Here is a 16,901-nt window from a genome sequence, read left to right as displayed (position 1 = left end):
CGGGGGCTTCGCTGACGCCGAGCGCACGGCCCTGTTCACAGGCCGGTGAAGTGTCTCACTGACACTGGCTGTTCACAACTTATCCACATGCCCGGACGGTCGGTGTCCAACAAGCAGAACGTCCCGCGGTCGATCGCTGCGTTGTCGAGTCGCCAGGTTGCGAGCGTTTGCTGTGTCTCAGTCATGGTGTCTGGTCCCCGCACGCACGCTGGATGGGGCTCGCACTTGCTCAGTCGCTCCGGTTCGCTCGTCCTCCCGATCGCCGTTCTGTCCGTGTGTCACGGTGATGTGCCCGCTGGAACCACTCGCTGCCCGACTTGCCCGTGGCGTCTCTCGGGCGTCGGCGCTGAAGTCCATCGTGCCTGAATCTGCTGACACAAGGTCGCTGTGTCTTCGGGGTTGTTGCCGATCGCTGGCGACCTCGCGTGGATCGCCCAGTGCCCCGGTCCCCGCGCGAGTCGAACGGCGACGAGTTTCCTCCGGGTCCGGTGAGCCTCACGCTCTCGGGTCATCGTTTCACAGTCGAGCAAAGGCACTCCGCACGGGTCGGACGCGAGGCTGCAAAAGCAAGCAACTGGCCGTCAGTCGCTCGCGTGCCGATCGGCTCGGGACGGCGGTGGGTACCGGTCGTCCGTGCCACCGGTCGAACGCGGCGTCTCGGGAAGGACGCACCGGTCTGATTCGTGATTGACGTGGTCGTACTGGTCGGGAGCGTTCGCGAGTGGGTGCGCCGGGTTCACGTCGCTGTTAATCCGGGCGGCCCGGAGTTCGCCGAACCCGCTGATGCGCGCGCGGATGCCGCGCCAGTGGTTCGTGGTCGCTCCGGGGACGGACACGTCGTGGGTGCCCCAGTCTGCGCCGCGGGACGCCAGGACCGCCTGGTTGACGTTCCCCGCGAGGTCGTCGTGGTCGATGAGGACGCCGACCCGTGCATCGTCGGGCGCACGCGCGGCGAGGACATCCAGTCCCAGGTGCAGGGCGCGATACTCCGCGACGTTGTTGTCGGGCGCGTCGTCGGGAAGCGACAGACGTGCGACGCGCTCTCCGTCGCGTGTTTCGATAACAACGCCGAGTCCGCCGGCGGGTCTGGTTGCCCCGTCGCCGCCGTCTGTGGCGACGGCACCCGATCCTCTGAAGGAACCGTCTGTTGCGAGGTAGAAGTCCCGATGATGGGTGCGAGGGGGGTGTGCGATGTGCGGCGTTGGCGACTCGTCGAACAAGTCCCGAAGGGACGGCCGGCCGTAAGCGGCCATACGTCGTCTATATCGCGGGAGGAATTTAAATATATGGGCAGACCGCAACCAATGGTGGACAGCAGCAGTCCCTGGACCCACCTTAGCCACCGAGGGAGTCCGACCTTTCCGTAAGGTCGTTCGGAAATCGGGGATTTTCATAATGACGAGAATCGAAGATTCTCGAACCACAGGACGGGCGGGAATCGCGGAAGCTCCCGTGACCAACTGCCACGTCACTGCCCGGCTAACTCCCTGACTTTTATAGATAGTCAGTGCCACCCGTGGCCTGTCGATGGAGATTCAGCGTACCGCCGTCGTCAAACTCGCCGTCCCCGATGAGCGCTGCGACGAGCTGAAACGCACCATGAACACGTTTCGGGACGCCGCACAGCGGTTTGCCGACCGGGGATGGCAAGGAGACGACGACGGGTACGTGATAACGTCGCGCTCTCGGCTCCAGCCGCTCGTCTACGACGACATTCGGGACGATACCGGGTTGCACTCGGACCTGACCGTGGCCGCTGTCAACCATGCCGCCGACGCGCTCACACAGTGCGTCGAGAAAATGAAAGCGGGCGAACGAACCTCGAAACCCGTGTTCACGTCGAACACGACCGTCTACAATACGAACGCCATCAGCTACTTTGACGGCTACTGTTCGCTGGCCGCATACGGCAACGGGCGTGTTCACGCTGAGTACGTCTACCCGGACGACTCCCCGCAGGCCGAGTACATGGAAAGCGACGAGTGGACCAAACAGGGCGCGAAACTCCGCTACGATCAGCAGACGGATACCTACTACCTCCACGTTTCCATCAAACAGGAACGCGATGAGTCGTCGGGAGAAACCGAGAACCGAACAGTTCTCGGTGTAGATCGGAACGTGAACGGGTATCTCGCCGTCACCAGCACGGGGGTGTTCATCGGCAACGCCGACCTCCTGAATCACAAGCGCCGCGAATACGAACGTCGCCGCGGTCAACTGCAACAGCAGGGCACGCGAAGCGCACACCTCACTATCGAGTCCATCGGAGACAGGTTTGCCCGGTGGTCCGAGGACTTCTTACATCAAGCGTCGAAGCGACTGGTCGCAGAAGCCGTCTCAAAGGGCTGTTCGGTCATCGTGTTCGAGGACTTAGAGCAGATACGCGAGCGTATCTCGAACGCCTCGAAATTCCAGCAGTGGGCGTTCCGCGAGTTGAAACGTCAGATCGAGTACAAAGCCCATGCCGAAGGCATCACTGTCGAGTCAGTCCATCCGGCCTACACCAGCCAGCGGTGCAGTCACGCCGACTGTGGCTTCACCCACGAGGACAACCGCGACAGCGACAAGTTCACCTGCCAGAAGTGTGGCAAAGAGCTACACGCCGACTATAACGCGGCACGCAATATCGCACACAGATACATCCAGAACCGGCTCAAGTCTGGGTCTGGAGGGGCGACCCATCACCTCGCCCTGAAGTCGGGAACGTTGAACGGAAACGGCGAGTATTCGCCTTCCACGGTATAGTGGACAGACCGGGAGTTCACCGACAAACCCCGCCGTCGTCGGGTTCTGCCCGACTGCTTGAGGGATCTCCGATCCCTCTCTGCTCACGGCGGGTGTAGGTGATCGGAACGCATACGGATGGGCCACTCCTCACTTCAGCTATGTTGACCGCCCGTGACATCATGGAGAGCGAAGTCGAGACCGTCGCACCGGACGAGGACGTCGCCGACGTCCTCACGCGCCTGGCTCGCGCGGAGTTCAACGGGTACCCAGTCGTCGAGGACGGCGAGTCACGAAGTGACTCGGAAACATCGAGCGGGGAAGGGACCGATTCGCGAGAGGGCGAGCTGGTGGGGATCGTCACGCAGGGCGACCTCGTGGATCTGTTCCAGCCCTCGGATCGGACGCTGTGGCTCCCCGTCGGACTGCCGCCGTTCCTGGAGAGCCAGACCTACGCCATCGACCTCTCGTGGGACGAACTGGACGTCGGCATCGACCTGGCCCGGAACGCCAACAAGCCCATCAGCACGGTGATGACCACAGACGTCGTGACAGTCGCGCCTGACGACACCATCGACCACGCGCTGGACCTGCTGTGTGACGAGCGAGATATCAACCGGCTTCCAGTCGTGGAAGACGGCGCAGTCGTCGGGATCATCGCCCGTGAGGACATGCTCAGGGCGCTCCGCGACGAGCGCCAACAGCGATAATAATCATTGGGTAAACACGACGACAAACGAAAGTTTCTCGGCCGGCACGGGAGAATCACGGCCGTGACGCGTTATCGCAACGCCCTCCTGTTTCTGACGCTGGCAGCGCTGTGGGGTTCCGCGTTCATGGCGATCAAGGCCGGGCTGGCGTACTTTCCCCCGGTGCTGTTCGCGGCCATCCGGTACGACCTCGCGGGCGTCATCATGCTCGGGTACGCCGGCTGGGTGACTGACAAGTGGGTGCCGACGACCCGGGCCGGCTGGACGCAGGTGATCGTCGGTGGTGCGCTGATGATCGGCAGCTATCACGCGTTTCTGTTCGTCGGCGAACAGCAGACGACGAGTGCGGCGGCGGCGGTCATCGTCAGTCTCTCACCCATCCTGACCACCGGCTTCGCGCGGGCGCTGCTCCCTGACGAACGGCTCACCGTGACCGGCGTCGTCGGGACGATGCTGGGACTGCTGGGCGTCGGCATCCTGACGCGACCGGACCCCGCGAACCTCCTGACGGCCGACGTCGTCGCCAAGGGGCTGGTGTTCGTCGCCGCGCTCTCCTTTGCGCTCGGCAGCGTCCTGACCCGGCGCATCGACGCCGACCTCTCGATCGAGACCATGGAGGCGTGGTCGATGCTCAGCGGGGCAGCGCTGATGCACGCCGTCAGCGTCGCGCTCCCCTCGGAGTCGCTGGGTGCGGTCCGATGGACGCCGGAAGCACTGGCAGCGCTGGGCTACCTCTCGATCGCAGCCAGTGCCGTGGGCTTTCTCATCTACTTCGATCTACTCGACAGACTCGGGCCGGTCGAAATCAACCTCGTGTCGTACGTCGCACCCGTCTTCGCAGCCGTCTCCGGCTATCTGGTGCTCGACGAGGTCATCGACGGCTACACCGCGGTCGGCTTTCTGGTCATCGTCGTCGGATTCGCGTTACTGAAACGCGACGCGCTGGCGGCCGAACTCCCGAAGCTGCGGGCGGCGCTGGCGCGGGAGTGACAAGCAGTCGTCGGGCTACTCGGCCCGGTGGAAATGACCGACGACGGCGGTGAGGACGTTCAGTGCAACGAGGGCTGTGAAGGCGATCGTGACCGACGTACTTTCCAGACCGGTCGCCAGGAGAGGGAGGTGGAGGAACGGGAGGATGATGGCGCTCCAGAACGCGACGCTGGTCACGCCGGCTTTCAGTCCAGTGCCGTAGCGAGAGAGCGATGGAAGGACGCCACTCTCTGCGAGCACCGTTCGTAGTTCTGTTCGTGAGGGACTTGACGGGGACATCGTGTTGGTCTACTTCGAGATAAGGCCCGACTACCTCTTATAACCGGCCGAGAGTTCGACACGTTTCGACTCATTTCACCGCGACGCTCTCTCGGCGCCGACCTTTCATAACGTACGCAAAGGGAATCTAACGTTTTACCGCTGTATCTAAGCCAGTCTAGGCGGTTGCTCCATGTCAAAAATTACGATAGAGAGGTGGTTAAAATAACGGGCGACGAACTCTGTTGTGCGTGGTGTGTGGCCAGTTAGCACGATACTGCGGTATCAGGCCACCTTCAGATTACCCGAGAAGTGTGACTTCGATCTCGTGGGAGCCGGACTGCGTGTCGATGGTGGTGGTTTCGACGACGTGGCTGCCGAGGTTCGCTCGCCACTCGCCGACGGCAGTCGCGTGGCGTTCGTGGTGACGCTCGCGAGAGTACGTCTCCGTTGGGTCTGCTCGAATTTCGTCCTCTGTCTGGGCGGGCGTGGGATAGTCGGGTGCGGACTCGGCGACGAGCGTCGTCGGATCGACGTGGATGGGAGAAGGATCGTCGTACTGGTCGTCGCCTTCGACGTGGAGCCGGGCGCGCATGCGGCCACTGAACGGCGGTGTCACTCGGAGAACCGCGTCACGGCCGCTCCGCTGGGCAGATTCGAGGGCAGCGACCAGGTCCTCCGTGCTGATAGCGATCGAACGGATGACGGACGGGTCGTCGGACTCTGTCCCCATGCACGTGCTGACGGCCGCAGGAACTTGACCGTGACGACGCGAAGGAATTGCTCCGCTCAGTCGTCGGCTGCGGCCATGGTCTCGACGTCCTCGATGAGGTCGTCGACGGCCTGGTTGATGTCGACGATCTGGTCGGTCTGGCCGTCGACTTCGTCAGTGATCTCGTCGACCTGGGTCGCGATGTCTTCGGCGTTCGTGGTCGCCTGATCGACCATGCTGGCGACTTCTTCGGTGGAGGCTGCCTGCTGGTCGGTGGCGGTCGCGACCTCTTCGATGCCGTTGTTCACCTCGCGAACTGCCTCGCCGATCTCCTCTAAGTTCGCCATCGCCTCGTCGACCGACGAAATTCCCCGGTCGATGCGCTCGTTGTTCTCCTCTAAGCTTCCCACCGCTCGTTCGGTGTTCTCCTGAATCTCCTCGATCATCCCCTCGATCTCGCCGGCCTGGGCCTGGGACTCGCCCGCCAGGTCCTTGATCTCGTCTGCGACGACGGCGAACCCCTCGCCGGCTTCCCCGGCGCGGGCGGCCTCGATGGAGGCGTTCAGCGCCAGGATGTTCGTCTGGTCGGCGATGTCGTTGATGATGTCGACGATCTCGTCGATCTCCGTGACGCTCGCCTGGATGGTCCGGACGTCCTCGGCGACGCTGTCGGCCGCCTCTCGAATCTCTTCCATCGCACCGACGACCTCCTCGGCGGAAGCCTGCCCTTCGTCGGCGAGGTCTCTGGCCTGTTTGCTGGAGGCTGCGACCTCCTCGGCGGAGGAGGCGATCTCCTCGACGGACGCGCTCAGCGTCGACACCTCGTTTGCGACCTCTGCCATCCCCTCGTGTTGTTCGTTCGCGAGCTGGGAGATCTCTCGCGTTCGCTCGGCGATCTCCACCGAGGAGCTCTCCAGTTCCGCGATCGACGTCTGGATCTCACTCGCCGCTTCGTGATCGTACCCCGCGTTGCGGTCGATGTCCTCCTCGATGTCGTCCTCGATATCCTCTTCGATCCCAGCACTCACGCCAGTTTCGTGGGACATTACGTACGGTAGATTGGGACGGCTCTCATAAATGACCACTACCTTACGTATTTGGCATGTCGAACGATGTACCGGTATCTGGGCACATGCCCTGGCCCGTGAAACGGGTTTTGATGGGGTGAACGACGAATACTCGAAAGTATCACTCGCGCTCGAAGAACGCGTCGAGGACCTTCCGTTCGGCGACCCTGAGGTGCTGGTGGAAGGTCGACCGGGAGATGTCCATCATGGCGGCGAGTTCGTCGCCGTCGACGCCCCGGGGCCAGTCGAAGAACCCGCTGTAGTAGGCCGTTCGGAGGGCGGTGAACTGTCGGTCGGTGAGTCGGTCTTCGAGGCTGGCGCGGAACTCCTGGCGGGTCTGGACTGGCCGCTCGTGTTCGTGATAGCCGACGAGGTCGACCCGGTCGTACCGCTCGGAGAGCGACTCGAACAGCGACTTCGCGTCGGCTTCCTGGGGGAGTTCGACGGTGAATCGAGCCTGTCCGTTCTCGCTCGTGACCTCCTGGGTGACGGCGCCGCGGTCGACGAGCGTGTCGATGAGCGATCCGTCGAACGTGAACTGAAACAGCGACTCCTCGTCGTGGTCCGCGAGCAGTCGATACCCGACGACGTCCTCGTCTGCGTCTGCGAACGCCGCCACCGAATCCGAGTCGGCACCGGTGACGGTGTAGAACTCCTGGAGCAGGCCCTCTGATTTGTAGACGGACCCGGAGTAGGAGAGCCGACAGTCCAACTCGGCCGACAACCGACACGGGAACAGCGACTGGTCGGCCAGAGTGACTTCCATCTCGATGATGCGGTTCGTGGTGAGCGTTCGCTTGCTCTGGACGGCGTTCATGGCGTTCGCGATCACCCGGCCGAGCGCTTCGAGGACGACCTGCTCGCGCTCGTCGAACGCGTCGGGCTCGCTGGCACACACCGTCAGGACGCCGTAACTGGCGTCCCGTGCGACCAGCGGGATCGCGATGAGCGAGGCGACGTTGTCGGCGCCGTAGACGCGAGCGAGGTGCTCGTCGTCGCCCGCGGACTCGACGATCTGGACCGTTCGGGTGGCGAGTGCGCGCCCGCTCGGATCGCCCGCCGACTCGCCGAGCTGTTGATCGGTCGACTCGATGGCGACGTCGACGGTGCTGGCGACCGCCCGCGGCTCGACGTACTCCTCGGGGAAGTCGGCGTCACCGATCCAGGCACAGACGTAGGGATCGGTGTCGACCAGCCGCTCGCAGACGCCGTCTTCCATCTCCTCGCGGGACGCCGCCCCGACGAGTAACTGTGTGATGTCCTGGACGAGTCCGTTGATGCGGTCGACGAGGTGTTCGAGATTCTGCCGCTCACGCTCGGCCTGTTCGGCGTTCTCGTTCGCCTCGATCTCTGCGAGGCGGCGCTCGGTGATGTCGATGTGGGCGACCGTCGCGAAGGTTCGCCCCTCCAGGGAGAACGACGTCGCGCGCATCATGAACCACCGCTGTTGGTCGGGCGAGTGACAGGGGTACTCCAGGCGGAACGCGTCGGTCTCACCGTTCAGAACCGCTCTGATACCGCTGACTGCCTCGGTTGCGTAGTCGTCGTCGGTCGGATCGACCGAATCGAAGTAGTTGGTCCCTTCGGGTTCGGAACCGGGGGCGGACTCGTTGCTCGTGGTCCCCCAGGCACTGTTGGTAAAGAGAATGTGGCCCTCGGCGTCGAGCACTGCGACCTGGCTCGACAGCGTATCGAGAGCGGCACGCGTTATCGACTCGGAGACTTCCATTCACCGGCTATCGGCGTTCCAGCCACATTATTCCCGCGGCGACTCGTCGCGTCGCCCGGGCAGGGCTCGTCGTCCTCGGCCCCGCCCAACGCGGGTGTTTTCGCGCTCTGAAAACACTCGTCTCTGTTTATAGTTTTAGAGTTATACGTTACTGGTAGACAGATGGTTTCGGATGGAGCGGACGCAGAGACCGTTCGGGTGTTGGTAGTCGACGACAACCCCGCCGTCGTCGACCTCGCCAGCGAGTATCTGGAGCACACCGACAGCCGGTTCTCGGTGCGGACGGAGACGAGCGCGGCTGCCGCCCTCGAGCAGTTGCGCGAGCGAAACGTCGACGTCGATTGTATCGTGAGTGACTACAAGATGCCCGAGATGAACGGGTTCGAGTTCCTGGAGGCGGTCGAGGAAACCTGTGCGGACGTACCCTTTATTCTCTTTACCAGTCAGGCTCGGGAACTGTTCGAGCAACCGACCCCCGATGGAATCACGGAGATGATCCAGAAAGACGGCAGGCGGGGGCTCTACTCCGAACTGGTCGAACACGTGGCCAGAGTGGCAGAATCCGAAGCGACCTAGTCCTCGGTTCGCTCCGTGTCCCCGGGCGAATCCAGCCCGTCCAAGTCTTCTCCCGCGTCCCCCGGAGTGATGCCGATCGTCTCGTCCGTCTCGATCGAGGCCACGCCGTCGAGTTCACAGAGCGCTGGAATCCCTTCGTGGGGAATCGTCACGGCGATCGTGTTGAACTGGAGTTTCTCCTCGACGGTACCGCCGGCCTCGGAGACCGTTTCCTCGATGTCGGCTTCGACCGCCGCCGTGTCGTCTGCGTGCTCGTCCGCCAGCGAGAGCAGGAGCGTCACTCGCTCGCCGGGGACGGGATCGTCCCGGAGCGTTCGCACCACGGGTGAGAGATACATGATACCGGCCGTTCGAGCGGCCGTTCCTTAGCGGTACCGTCACGAGCACGCTCCGCTGGCGTCGCCGTCGGTGCTCGCCGCACGGCCGCTCACTCCGGCGCGAACCGATCGAGGACGGGAATCTCCGCGCGGCGCTCCTCGGACAGCAGGTCCCAGTCGATCCCCGCGGGTTTCGTCGCTGCCGTCTCCGTGTGGACGGTCCGTTCGGGCGTGGCGACGACGTCCATCGGGACGTCGTGAGACTCGATGGGAACCTCGTCGTCGACGACCTGGCTCTCGTGGACCGTGGTCGCCACGGGCGTCTCCGCGTCGACGAGCCCGAGTTCGCGAAGCACCGCGTACTCCAGGTCACTGTACCCTTCTCCCTTCCCGACTCGGGCGCCGTCGGTCGTCACGGCGACGCTACCGGAGACGATCAGATCGATCGGCCCAACGGCTTCCGGGCCGACCTGTTCGCCCAGTTCCGACGACCCCGAGATCGTCGTCGCGCGGTCGACGTCGTCGATGCGCGCCGGGTCGAGTTCCAGGAAACACTGTTCGTCGCTGAGCCGCGGAACGGCCATGTAGACGGTCTTGCCGGCTTCGAGCGCCCGTCGGCGGACGGGTCGCTGGGGCGAGTCGGGATTGGCCTTGATCGTCGCCGCTGCCTGCCACTCGTCGGTGGCAGCCAACCGCTCTGCCGCGTCGTCGGCACCGGCGAAGTTGGGGATGCGCCCGTGGGGCGGGAAGGGGAAGCGAGCGTCCCCCGACGCTTCGAGGGTGTCCCACACCCGCTCTCGAAGGGAGTGCTTGTCCATACGTGTCCGTCCGCGGGCGTCGCACTAATAGCTCGATACACTGCGACTGTTTCGCGCTGCTGGGCCGTTAAAAAAGGACCATACAATGTTCGCAGAACGGCTACCCCGGATCCTGTGGGTAGTGTCCAATACACATGAGTCAGGCTGACGACACGGGAGAGGAAGCATGGGGGTGCAGTGGGCAGGACGAGCCACAGTGCGGGCCGCGGACTGGGACGCCGCGGATCGCGGCGTACGAGAGCGACGGCAGTCACGCGGTGTTCACGGAACCCGGGAACAGTGACGCGTGGATCGCGACGGACCACGTCGTCGACGTCCGGAAGTAGGAACCACCGCCGTATCGAGGGGCGGGCGGCTAGATGGTCCCGACCTCGGTTACTGCTCGACCGGTGGCTGTGTCGCAGCAATGTCCATCAGCGAATCGAACACTTTCTTCTCTGCTTTCCGGAGATGCTGGTGGAACGTCGGTGACTGCGACGGCATCGACTGGCGACCGGGCGCGCCTCGCAGCGGAAGTGATCGACGTCCACGGCGTCGTCAACGTTCGGGAACTACTGACCCATCAGCAGAACCTGGTGATCGAACTCGTCGACATTCCCGTTCCACTCTCCGAGGTGATCGGTCCCGACGCGCTCGATTCGCTCTTTTCCCTCCTTCGCGGTCTAGCGCGAACGGGACCGTCTCGTTCACGTACTTCGGCTATCGGGTCGTCGTTTCCAGCGACGGCCAGGTGTCGGTGACCGACTCTGACTGAGTCAGCAGGACACGGAACCCGTCACGGTTGCCTCGATCCCGCCGCGGCAGTCGTTTGCCGCCCGCCGTCCGCTGTCGCCTTCTCCCCGCCTTCCGCCCGAAAACTCCGCAATCTCGGAGTCATCTGCAATACGACTGTTGAACAGATCCAGGCTTCTCTGGCGGGAGACACCACCGCTCGCGAACCAAACAGTGCTAACGCGTCCCAACGGTTTTGCAATCACTCCACCGAGAGCAGGGTATGAACAGACGCCGCTACCTCGCCGCGATTGCAACGACGACGGCCGTTCTCGGTTTGCACGGCCAGCGAGGAGCGAACGCCACCCAGGGAGATTCCGGCAGGGAGACTGGGACAGCAACTGCGGACGGACAGCCCGGCGGCCAGACGCCAGGCCAGAGCCCGACCGGGCCGGCGGTGCAATCGTTCACCGGCTCCGGGCCGAGCGTCGAACGCGGGATCGAGATCGAGGGGGGCTTGACCGTCGTTTCGGCCACGCACGCTGGGACGTCGAACTTCGTCGTCACGCTCGTCGGAGAGGGCGAGTTCGACGACCTGTTCGTGAACGCCATCGGCGAGTACGAGGGTGAGACCGCAGCGCTGCTCGAACAGGGATCGTATCTCCTCGACGTCGACGCCGACGGCGACTGGGCGGTCGAGATCCGCCAGCCACGGGCGGCACGCGGCGAACCGCTGCCACAGTCACTGCGCGGGAGTGGTCCCAGCGTTTCCGGCCCTTTCCAATTCACCGGCACTCACGTCGCGAGCGCGACCCACTCCGGCGAGAGTAACTTCATCGTCGAGGTGTATCCGGTGGCGGGAGCGTTCGCCGAACTCGTCGTCAACGAGATCGGCCAGTTCGAGGGCGAGTCGGCGTTCCGGTTCGACGGCCTCGGCTGGGTCGCCGTCCAGGCCGACGGGGACTGGACGGTCGCGCTGGAGTGACAGGCCGCGGCGTTGTACAGCATCACCGCTCACTATCGATCCTGGTTTCTGTGAAAATGCCCGGGGAGGGCCCGCGAACTACGGGAAATCGAAGATTTCCCTACTCTGCGCTCACTGGCGTTCGCGCAGACCCTCCCGGGTTCTCCGCCCACCGCTGGCATTTCGAGCGCTGTCGCTCGACGAAGCGAGCGACGAAAGGAAATGCCCGGGGAGGGCTCCGAACCCTCGATCTCCGCATGTCCCAGGTTCGAGGTTCGACGTTCCTCGGGGGACCGGGAGCACGCCGCGTGAGTCTCGATAACCCTATGAGTGCGGCGCTATGTCCAGCTAAGCCACCCGGGCGCACTCGTTCGTAGTTGAGTGCCCACCTTTAAGCTTCCCATCTCCGTCCGCGGATTCCCTCGCCGACACCCGGGACTGTTCAGCCAGTTGAACAGTGGGGCGGATTTTCCCCACCATCCGAGGGGCGACACACCGAACGCGCTGGGACATAGCCCTGTCGTGGTCTGCCGAGAGGGGATCGGCGCGGGCCGCGACACGTCGGGACGAGCACAGAAGCGTTCCCCGCGGACGCCGAACCGGGTGGTTTGCTGGGCAGTACCGCACCGACTGGTGCGTTCGGGGATGGCCGACGAACGGTCCGGTTGTTGTCACGACGGGGTGGAACTACCCGCGGATTTAAGCCACCCGGACGGCACACAACGGGCATGGAGGTACCTAGCCTCGTCCGGAACGTGCTCGGGGGCGAGGAGATCGAGGCGAGCGTCAACCTCGGTGACGAAGACACGGTCTATCTCACCGGATCGCGCACGCTCCTCTACCGGGCCGAGGGACTGCTGAGCGACGAGAAAGTCGAAGAGTTCACTCACGACGTTGAGCGCCTCGACGTCAAGGAGGGACGACGCAAGACGAAGTTCGTTCTCGAATACGTCGACGGGACCGAGACGTTCACCGTCCCGGGTAACCGCGCCGACCCCGTCCTCGAACTGCTGTTGACGGGCGTCCTTCGCGCGGCCGACGTCACTGCCCCCGACGAGACGCTGGCGGGCGTGTTCCGATTCAGCGAACTCGCGGTGATCGTCACCGAGACGAGCGTCGTAAAACACATCGGCGCCGACGTCTGGACCGACGATTACGAGGTCTACGCCTTCGCCGACCTCACGCACCTCTCGTTCGACCGCGGCAGCGTCGCCACCGAGATCGTCATCGAGATCGACGGCCACCCGCGCCGCATCAAAACCCCGAACGACGACGCGCGGAAGGTCCAGCAGGTCCTCGAAAAGGCGGTCTTCCACTACTACGGGGTTTCCTCGCTCGAGCAACTCAACGCCGAGATCGCGCCGACCGAGGACGCCGCAGACGCCGGCGGCACGGCGAGACAGAGTCGCAGCGACATCGAGATCGGCGACGGCATCGACCCGCTGGTCACTGACAGCGACGAGTCAGACGACGAACAGTCGGGAGCGACCCAATCGACCCAGTCGCAGCCGTCCTCGACGCAATCGCGCACCACGCAGAGCGACGCGGCGACGGCCGATGCGGCCACGTCCCAGTCCGGCTCAGGGTCGAGCGGGACGTCCCAACAAGCGTCCGGATCTGAGGCTCAGTCGTCGAGTCAGACCTCACAGCAAACCAGTACGCAGGCCGACGTCGCTGCGCTCAAAACACAGCTCGACGAGTTGACTGCCGTCGTCGAGCGACAGAACGAACTGCTGGAGAGCCAGCAAGAGACGATCGATCAGCTCATCGCGGAACTCCGCGAAGGGCGCGCCTGAGGCTACTCTCTGCCGGTGACTTTTCGGATACACGACGAGCCGAAGGGACCGTGCTCGCCGGCGTCGAAGCTGATGAAGTACCCGGTCGAGATGCCGGTCCCGCATCGCTGGCAGGTAAACTCGCCCTCCCGGGAGACGACGTCGGACTCGAAACTCACGTAGTTGTGGCTCGTCGGGCGGACGAACCCAGCCTCGCGGTCGATGATGCCGCGAACTTCTGCGGTGTCGAGGATTTCGCGCTGGACGTTCGGATCGGTCGTGATGGTTTCGATCCGGTCGAGCGCCTCGGCGACGGACAGCTCCTCGTGTTCCAGACTGGCCAGCAGGTCGAGACCGAGCGCGACCTGATCGCTGTCGGGCACACTCGTTGCTGGGACAGCCGGTGAAGTAAGCGTTGTGTCACGCCAGTTGGCGCCGAGACGACCACAAGAGGTTTTACCGGAGACGGTGGGCACATGGATAGATGCAACGGGCGACGCGCCGGCAACTGTTCGGCAGCGTTCTCGCGGGCGGAGCCGTGCTCGCGGCCGCAGTCGTCCTCTCACCGGCGGCAGTGCTCGGACAGGCCGAGACGCTGTCGTCGCGGCCGGCCCTGTTTCTCGCCGCGTTGACAGTCATCTATCTGTTCCGCCCGTTCGTGCTCTGGCCGATCAGCGCCGTCTCCGTGCTGGTCGGCTACGTCTACGGCGTGGCGATCGGAATCCCGTTGGGGCTCGCCGGGGCCGTCGTCACGAGCCTCCCGCCGTTCGTGCTGGCGCGCTACGTTCGATCCGACGACGGCGTGTTCGGATACCTCGGGCAGCGTGGCGACCGACTGGTCGAGGCGACCGGCGCGCTCCGCGGCATCGTGGCCGCGCGGCTGGCCCCGCTCCCCGCAGACGGCGTGTCGTACGCTGCGGGCCTCTCGCAGGTCTCGGCGGTGACGATGCTCGTCGGGACTGCGCTGGGCGAGACGCCCTGGGTGATCGCAGCGGTGACGGCCGGCAGTTCGATGCGGACCCTCTCGCTCCAGGGACTCAGTAGCGGCCTTCCGCTGGTGGTCGGCGCGGGCTCGCTGGCCGTGCTCGTGCTGGCCGGCCCGGCGTACCGCCACCTGCGCGACGGCGGTGACCTGGCCTGACAGACGGCTGTGCAGTCACTCCGCGGCGACGCTCCGCACACGTCCCTGAACCGCAGTCGCTCAGTAGAAGGTGTCCGCACAGTCGAAAATGACGCCGTGTTCCGGACAGACGTACTTGCAGTGGCGACTGTACATCGGCCGCTCACAGCGCGGACACGGACGGCCGCCGACTGGTTGCTCACTGCGCTCGTCGCCGGTACTGTCGCTCTCGGTCCGGTCGGTCCCGTCGGCCCCGCGACCGTCGTCCATACGTGTGTGGTGCTGTTGAACGTGCTTGACTGTTCTGGACGTGTCCGGCCGACTGCTGGCCTGCCGACCCGCGTCCCGTATAATTCCAGTCGACGGGCCCAGTGACCCGCCGAGCGTCGATGCGACGAGCCGGTGGGGTGGGAACGAGGCCGTCTGATCGCCGGTGCACTGTTAGCTGCGCGACAGTGGACGTAATACCGCTGGCGCCCTAGCTCTCACGATGGCCATGTCACGAATTGTCACGCTCGTGCGGCGCGCGCTCCCGACGGTTCTCGTCGGCGTCTTCGCTGGCGTGGCTGGCGTCGTCGGCTCGTTCGCCGTCGCGGGGTACACCCCGACGTTCGTCGTCTCGCCGGTCGCGGACTTGCTCCGGACGGTGATGCCGGACGTCGTCGTCCGGTACGCGATCACGGTGCTGGGGAGCCTCGGCCAACAACTCAACCTCTTGACTGCGTTCCTGCTGGTGATCGGCGGTATCGCGACCATCGCCGCGCTGTCGCTGTTCGTCGGCCAGTGGCTCACCAACCGGGCACTGCCGGTCGTCTTGACGACCGTTGGAACCTGGGGCATGGCTGTGATGCTGACCGGGAGCCTGCTGCTCTCGCTCGGCGCGGGGCTGGCCGCAGGGGCGGTCGTGTTGCTCGCAGTCGCCGTTCCCTCACTTCCGATCGCGACCGGGATCGACGAGGACCGACGGACCGTCCTCGCGACTGCGCTCTCGGTACTGGGACTCAGTGCTGGGGGGTACGTCCTGGGAACCCAGCGCACCACGACGCCCGAGTCACTGAGTCGCACGGAGCAGATCCAGCGGCTGCTCGACGACGCCGACGCGAAGTCGCTCGGCGTCACGGGCATCGAGCCGCTCGTCAGCGAGACTTTCTACGAGGTCGACTACAGCGCCGTCAACCCGGCAGTCGACGGCGACGACTGGACGCTCACCGTGACGGGCGCGGTCGAACGGGAGGTCACCTACACGCTGGACGACCTCACGTCCATGCAGTCCGAAGATCGGTTCGAGACGCTCCGCTGTGTCGGTGAGGACCTCAACGGCCACAAGATGGACAACGCGCTCTGGACGGGCGTTCCGATCATGGACCTCGTCGAGCGGGCGAACCCCCACAGCGGGTGTGGCTGCGTGATGCTGCGGGCTGCCGACGACTACTACGAGGAGTTCCCCATCGCCGCGATGGAAAACGGGTTGCTCGCGTACGGCATGAACGGGACCGAACTGCCGCGGGCGCACGGGCATCCGGCCCGCGCGCTCATCCCCGGCCACTGGGGCGAGATCAACGTCAAGTGGCTCACGGAGATCGAGATCCTCGACAGAGAGGTGGACGGCTACTGGGAGAAACGCGGCTGGCACGGCACGGGCCCGGTCAACACCGTCGCGAAACTCCACGCCGTCAACGATCTCGACGACGGCCGCACGGAGGTCGGCGGACACGCCTACGCTGGCACGCGTGGCATCCGGTCGGTCGAGGTTTCGACCGACAGTGGCGGGACCTGGACCGAGGCGACGCTCTCGGCGGAACTGCCCGGCGACGACGTCTGGCGGCAGTGGCGCTACGCCTACGACCCGCCGACCGGCAGCCACGAGGTCGTCGTCCGGGCGATCGACGGGACCGGAGCGCGCCAGTCCAGCGAGCGGTCGGGCGCGTTTCCGAGCGGGCCGACCGGCTGGGTCGCACAGACGATCGACTGACCGTCGCCGTCGTCCCTGCCACGGGGCAACCGGCGACGACGCCAGTTGCCGTGACCCTCGTGAACGGGGCACAGAGGGCTGTAGCCCCCACATAAACACGTTTCACATACAACCAGGTCAGTCAGGGTGAGCGAACGTGGAGTGACAGTACTGACAACAATGACAGGAATCGACGTAGTTACCGATGGTGACGACCAGTGTCGGACAGTCGTCGGCGAGAGCGAGGCGGTGAGCGAAGCGGTCGTCCGCCTGGTCGCGACGGTCGACGAAACCGATCCCCTTGAGCTGCCACCGCTCGCACGCGTTCTCGACCCCGACGCCGTCGATGCAGTCTTCGAGCCCGCTCCCGGCCGTGCGGGGACGGCGAGCCGCACGCTGACTTTTTCGTACGCTGGCTACACGGTGACAGTCGACGGGACCGAGTCTGAGCAAGTCTGCTTGATCCGGGAGTCGTAAGG

General features: G+C 64.7%; 21 protein-coding genes and 1 tRNA gene. 11 read left to right on the top strand and 11 right to left on the bottom strand.

Going from position 1 to position 16,901, the window contains the following annotated elements; genetic code table 11:
- Positions 1-35: 35 nt before the first annotated feature.
- Complete coding sequence (locus MU553_RS08600) at positions 36-185, bottom strand: hypothetical protein (protein ID WP_247377743.1); 150 nt, start codon at positions 183-185, stop codon at positions 36-38.
- A gap of 396 nt (positions 186-581) precedes the next feature.
- Positions 582-1,253 carry a ribonuclease H family protein gene (locus tag MU553_RS08595; RefSeq protein WP_247377741.1) on the bottom strand — a complete coding sequence of 224 codons (672 nt, stop codon included), beginning with the start codon at positions 1,251-1,253 and terminating at the stop codon, positions 582-584.
- Between the two features lie 274 nt (positions 1,254-1,527).
- Here MU553_RS08595 and MU553_RS08590 point away from each other — a divergent pair, with 274 nt between their 5' ends.
- From MU553_RS08590 to MU553_RS08580, 3 genes are all read left to right on the top strand, one after another.
- Positions 1,528-2,745, top strand: coding sequence for an RNA-guided endonuclease InsQ/TnpB family protein (locus MU553_RS08590; RefSeq protein ID WP_247377739.1), 1,218 nt, complete (start codon positions 1,528-1,530; stop codon positions 2,743-2,745).
- A 140-nt stretch (positions 2,746-2,885) separates the two neighbouring features.
- Complete coding sequence (locus tag MU553_RS08585) at positions 2,886-3,434, top strand: CBS domain-containing protein (RefSeq protein ID WP_247377737.1); 549 nt, start codon at positions 2,886-2,888, stop codon at positions 3,432-3,434.
- Positions 3,435-3,497: 63 nt separating this feature from the next.
- Entirely contained in the window at positions 3,498-4,424 is a 927-nt protein-coding gene (locus MU553_RS08580) for a DMT family transporter (protein ID WP_247377735.1), read from the top strand.
- Positions 4,425-4,439: 15 nt separating this feature from the next.
- On the opposite strand, the gene MU553_RS08575 is transcribed toward MU553_RS08580, so the two are convergent.
- The 4 genes from MU553_RS08575 to MU553_RS08560 form a co-directional block, all read right to left on the bottom strand.
- On the bottom strand, positions 4,440-4,703 hold the full coding sequence (locus MU553_RS08575) for a DUF8028 family protein (protein ID WP_465262010.1): 264 nt from the start codon (positions 4,701-4,703) through the stop codon (positions 4,440-4,442).
- A 280-nt stretch (positions 4,704-4,983) separates the two neighbouring features.
- Positions 4,984-5,415, bottom strand: a complete 432-nt coding sequence (locus MU553_RS08570) for a DUF8009 family protein (protein WP_247377731.1) — start codon at positions 5,413-5,415, stop codon at positions 4,984-4,986.
- A gap of 56 nt (positions 5,416-5,471) precedes the next feature.
- Complete coding sequence (locus tag MU553_RS08565) at positions 5,472-6,440, bottom strand: methyl-accepting chemotaxis protein (RefSeq protein ID WP_247377729.1); 969 nt, start codon at positions 6,438-6,440, stop codon at positions 5,472-5,474.
- A gap of 142 nt (positions 6,441-6,582) precedes the next feature.
- Positions 6,583-8,190, bottom strand: coding sequence for a bacterio-opsin activator domain-containing protein (locus MU553_RS08560; protein ID WP_247377726.1), 1,608 nt, complete (start codon positions 8,188-8,190; stop codon positions 6,583-6,585).
- 162 nt (positions 8,191-8,352) lie between these two features.
- Here MU553_RS08560 and MU553_RS08555 point away from each other — a divergent pair, with 162 nt between their 5' ends.
- Positions 8,353-8,766 (top strand): response regulator, encoded by a 414-nt coding sequence (locus MU553_RS08555; protein WP_247377724.1) that lies wholly within the window; start codon positions 8,353-8,355, stop codon positions 8,764-8,766.
- Here MU553_RS08555 and MU553_RS08550 read toward each other — a convergent pair.
- Positions 8,763-9,104 (bottom strand): hypothetical protein, encoded by a 342-nt coding sequence (locus MU553_RS08550; protein ID WP_247377723.1) that lies wholly within the window; start codon positions 9,102-9,104, stop codon positions 8,763-8,765. The genes MU553_RS08555 and MU553_RS08550 overlap by 4 nt on opposite strands.
- Positions 9,105-9,193: 89 nt before the next feature.
- Positions 9,194-9,901: a 5-formyltetrahydrofolate cyclo-ligase gene (locus tag MU553_RS08545; RefSeq protein WP_247377721.1), complete on the bottom strand. Its 708-nt coding sequence runs from the start codon at positions 9,899-9,901 to the stop codon at positions 9,194-9,196.
- A 134-nt stretch (positions 9,902-10,035) separates the two neighbouring features.
- Here MU553_RS08545 and MU553_RS08540 point away from each other — a divergent pair, with 134 nt between their 5' ends.
- From MU553_RS08540 to MU553_RS08530, 3 genes are all read left to right on the top strand, one after another.
- Positions 10,036-10,227: a DUF7331 family protein gene (locus MU553_RS08540; RefSeq protein ID WP_247377719.1), complete on the top strand. Its 192-nt coding sequence runs from the start codon at positions 10,036-10,038 to the stop codon at positions 10,225-10,227.
- 80 nt (positions 10,228-10,307) lie between these two features.
- Entirely contained in the window at positions 10,308-10,655 is a 348-nt protein-coding gene (locus MU553_RS08535) for a HalOD1 output domain-containing protein (protein ID WP_379813784.1), read from the top strand.
- A 240-nt stretch (positions 10,656-10,895) separates the two neighbouring features.
- Positions 10,896-11,597, top strand: coding sequence for a hypothetical protein (locus MU553_RS08530; protein WP_247377715.1), 702 nt, complete (start codon positions 10,896-10,898; stop codon positions 11,595-11,597).
- A 202-nt stretch (positions 11,598-11,799) separates the two neighbouring features.
- On the opposite strand, the gene MU553_RS08525 is transcribed toward MU553_RS08530, so the two are convergent.
- Positions 11,800-11,939 (bottom strand) — tRNA-Met (locus tag MU553_RS08525).
- A 365-nt stretch (positions 11,940-12,304) separates the two neighbouring features.
- Between MU553_RS08525 and MU553_RS08520 the strand changes: the two genes are divergently transcribed.
- Entirely contained in the window at positions 12,305-13,372 is a 1,068-nt protein-coding gene (locus MU553_RS08520) for a DUF7115 domain-containing protein (RefSeq protein WP_247377713.1), read from the top strand.
- A 2-nt stretch (positions 13,373-13,374) separates the two neighbouring features.
- Here MU553_RS08520 and MU553_RS08515 read toward each other — a convergent pair whose 3' ends face one another.
- Positions 13,375-13,734 (bottom strand): DUF5830 family protein, encoded by a 360-nt coding sequence (locus tag MU553_RS08515; RefSeq protein ID WP_247377712.1) that lies wholly within the window; start codon positions 13,732-13,734, stop codon positions 13,375-13,377.
- 101 nt (positions 13,735-13,835) lie between these two features.
- On the opposite strand from MU553_RS08515, the gene MU553_RS08510 reads away from it, so the two are divergent.
- Positions 13,836-14,492: a TVP38/TMEM64 family protein gene (locus tag MU553_RS08510; RefSeq protein WP_247377710.1), complete on the top strand. Its 657-nt coding sequence runs from the start codon at positions 13,836-13,838 to the stop codon at positions 14,490-14,492.
- A gap of 60 nt (positions 14,493-14,552) precedes the next feature.
- Here the strand turns inward: MU553_RS08510 and MU553_RS08505 are convergent, their stop codons facing one another.
- Complete coding sequence (locus MU553_RS08505) at positions 14,553-14,741, bottom strand: HVO_2523 family zinc finger protein (RefSeq protein WP_247377708.1); 189 nt, start codon at positions 14,739-14,741, stop codon at positions 14,553-14,555.
- 226 nt (positions 14,742-14,967) lie between these two features.
- On the opposite strand from MU553_RS08505, the gene MU553_RS08500 reads away from it, so the two are divergent.
- Entirely contained in the window at positions 14,968-16,443 is a 1,476-nt protein-coding gene (locus MU553_RS08500) for a molybdopterin-dependent oxidoreductase (RefSeq protein ID WP_247377705.1), read from the top strand.
- A gap of 159 nt (positions 16,444-16,602) precedes the next feature.
- Positions 16,603-16,899 (top strand): DdfA family disk-determining factor, encoded by a 297-nt coding sequence (gene ddfA, locus MU553_RS08495; RefSeq protein WP_247377703.1) that lies wholly within the window; start codon positions 16,603-16,605, stop codon positions 16,897-16,899.
- Positions 16,900-16,901: the final 2 nt, after the last annotated feature.

This window comes from Halorientalis brevis (assembly GCF_023077655.1).
The sequence above is the reverse complement of the archived record's forward strand: the minus strand, read 5'-3'. Positions and strand labels throughout refer to the sequence as shown.

Excerpts from the sequence above, each read along its gene's own strand:
- MU553_RS08575 (WP_465262010.1), bottom strand. The coding sequence starts at position 4,703 with ATGTCCCCGTCAAGTCCCTCACGAACAGAACTACGAACGGTGCTCGCA.
- MU553_RS08510 (WP_247377710.1), top strand. The coding sequence starts at position 13,836 with ATGCAACGGGCGACGCGCCGGCAACTGTTCGGCAGCGTTCTCGCGGGC.
- MU553_RS08520 (WP_247377713.1), top strand. The coding sequence starts at position 12,305 with ATGGAGGTACCTAGCCTCGTCCGGAACGTGCTCGGGGGCGAGGAGATC.
- MU553_RS08585 (WP_247377737.1), top strand. The coding sequence starts at position 2,886 with ATGTTGACCGCCCGTGACATCATGGAGAGCGAAGTCGAGACCGTCGCA.
- MU553_RS08545 (WP_247377721.1), bottom strand. The coding sequence starts at position 9,901 with ATGGACAAGCACTCCCTTCGAGAGCGGGTGTGGGACACCCTCGAAGCG.
- MU553_RS08550 (WP_247377723.1), bottom strand. The coding sequence starts at position 9,104 with ATGTATCTCTCACCCGTGGTGCGAACGCTCCGGGACGATCCCGTCCCC.
- MU553_RS08535 (WP_379813784.1), top strand. The coding sequence starts at position 10,308 with ATGTCCATCAGCGAATCGAACACTTTCTTCTCTGCTTTCCGGAGATGC.
- MU553_RS08570 (WP_247377731.1), bottom strand. The coding sequence starts at position 5,415 with ATGGGGACAGAGTCCGACGACCCGTCCGTCATCCGTTCGATCGCTATC.
- MU553_RS08560 (WP_247377726.1), bottom strand. The coding sequence starts at position 8,190 with ATGGAAGTCTCCGAGTCGATAACGCGTGCCGCTCTCGATACGCTGTCG.
- MU553_RS08595 (WP_247377741.1), bottom strand. The coding sequence starts at position 1,253 with ATGGCCGCTTACGGCCGGCCGTCCCTTCGGGACTTGTTCGACGAGTCG.
- MU553_RS08600 (WP_247377743.1), bottom strand. The coding sequence starts at position 185 with ATGACTGAGACACAGCAAACGCTCGCAACCTGGCGACTCGACAACGCA.
- MU553_RS08590 (WP_247377739.1), top strand. The coding sequence starts at position 1,528 with ATGGAGATTCAGCGTACCGCCGTCGTCAAACTCGCCGTCCCCGATGAG.
- MU553_RS08500 (WP_247377705.1), top strand. The coding sequence starts at position 14,968 with ATGTCACGAATTGTCACGCTCGTGCGGCGCGCGCTCCCGACGGTTCTC.
- MU553_RS08565 (WP_247377729.1), bottom strand. The coding sequence starts at position 6,440 with ATGTCCCACGAAACTGGCGTGAGTGCTGGGATCGAAGAGGATATCGAG.
- MU553_RS08505 (WP_247377708.1), bottom strand. The coding sequence starts at position 14,741 with ATGGACGACGGTCGCGGGGCCGACGGGACCGACCGGACCGAGAGCGAC.
- MU553_RS08540 (WP_247377719.1), top strand. The coding sequence starts at position 10,036 with ATGAGTCAGGCTGACGACACGGGAGAGGAAGCATGGGGGTGCAGTGGG.
- MU553_RS08530 (WP_247377715.1), top strand. The coding sequence starts at position 10,896 with ATGAACAGACGCCGCTACCTCGCCGCGATTGCAACGACGACGGCCGTT.
- MU553_RS08555 (WP_247377724.1), top strand. The coding sequence starts at position 8,353 with ATGGTTTCGGATGGAGCGGACGCAGAGACCGTTCGGGTGTTGGTAGTC.
- ddfA (WP_247377703.1), top strand. The coding sequence starts at position 16,603 with ATGACAGGAATCGACGTAGTTACCGATGGTGACGACCAGTGTCGGACA.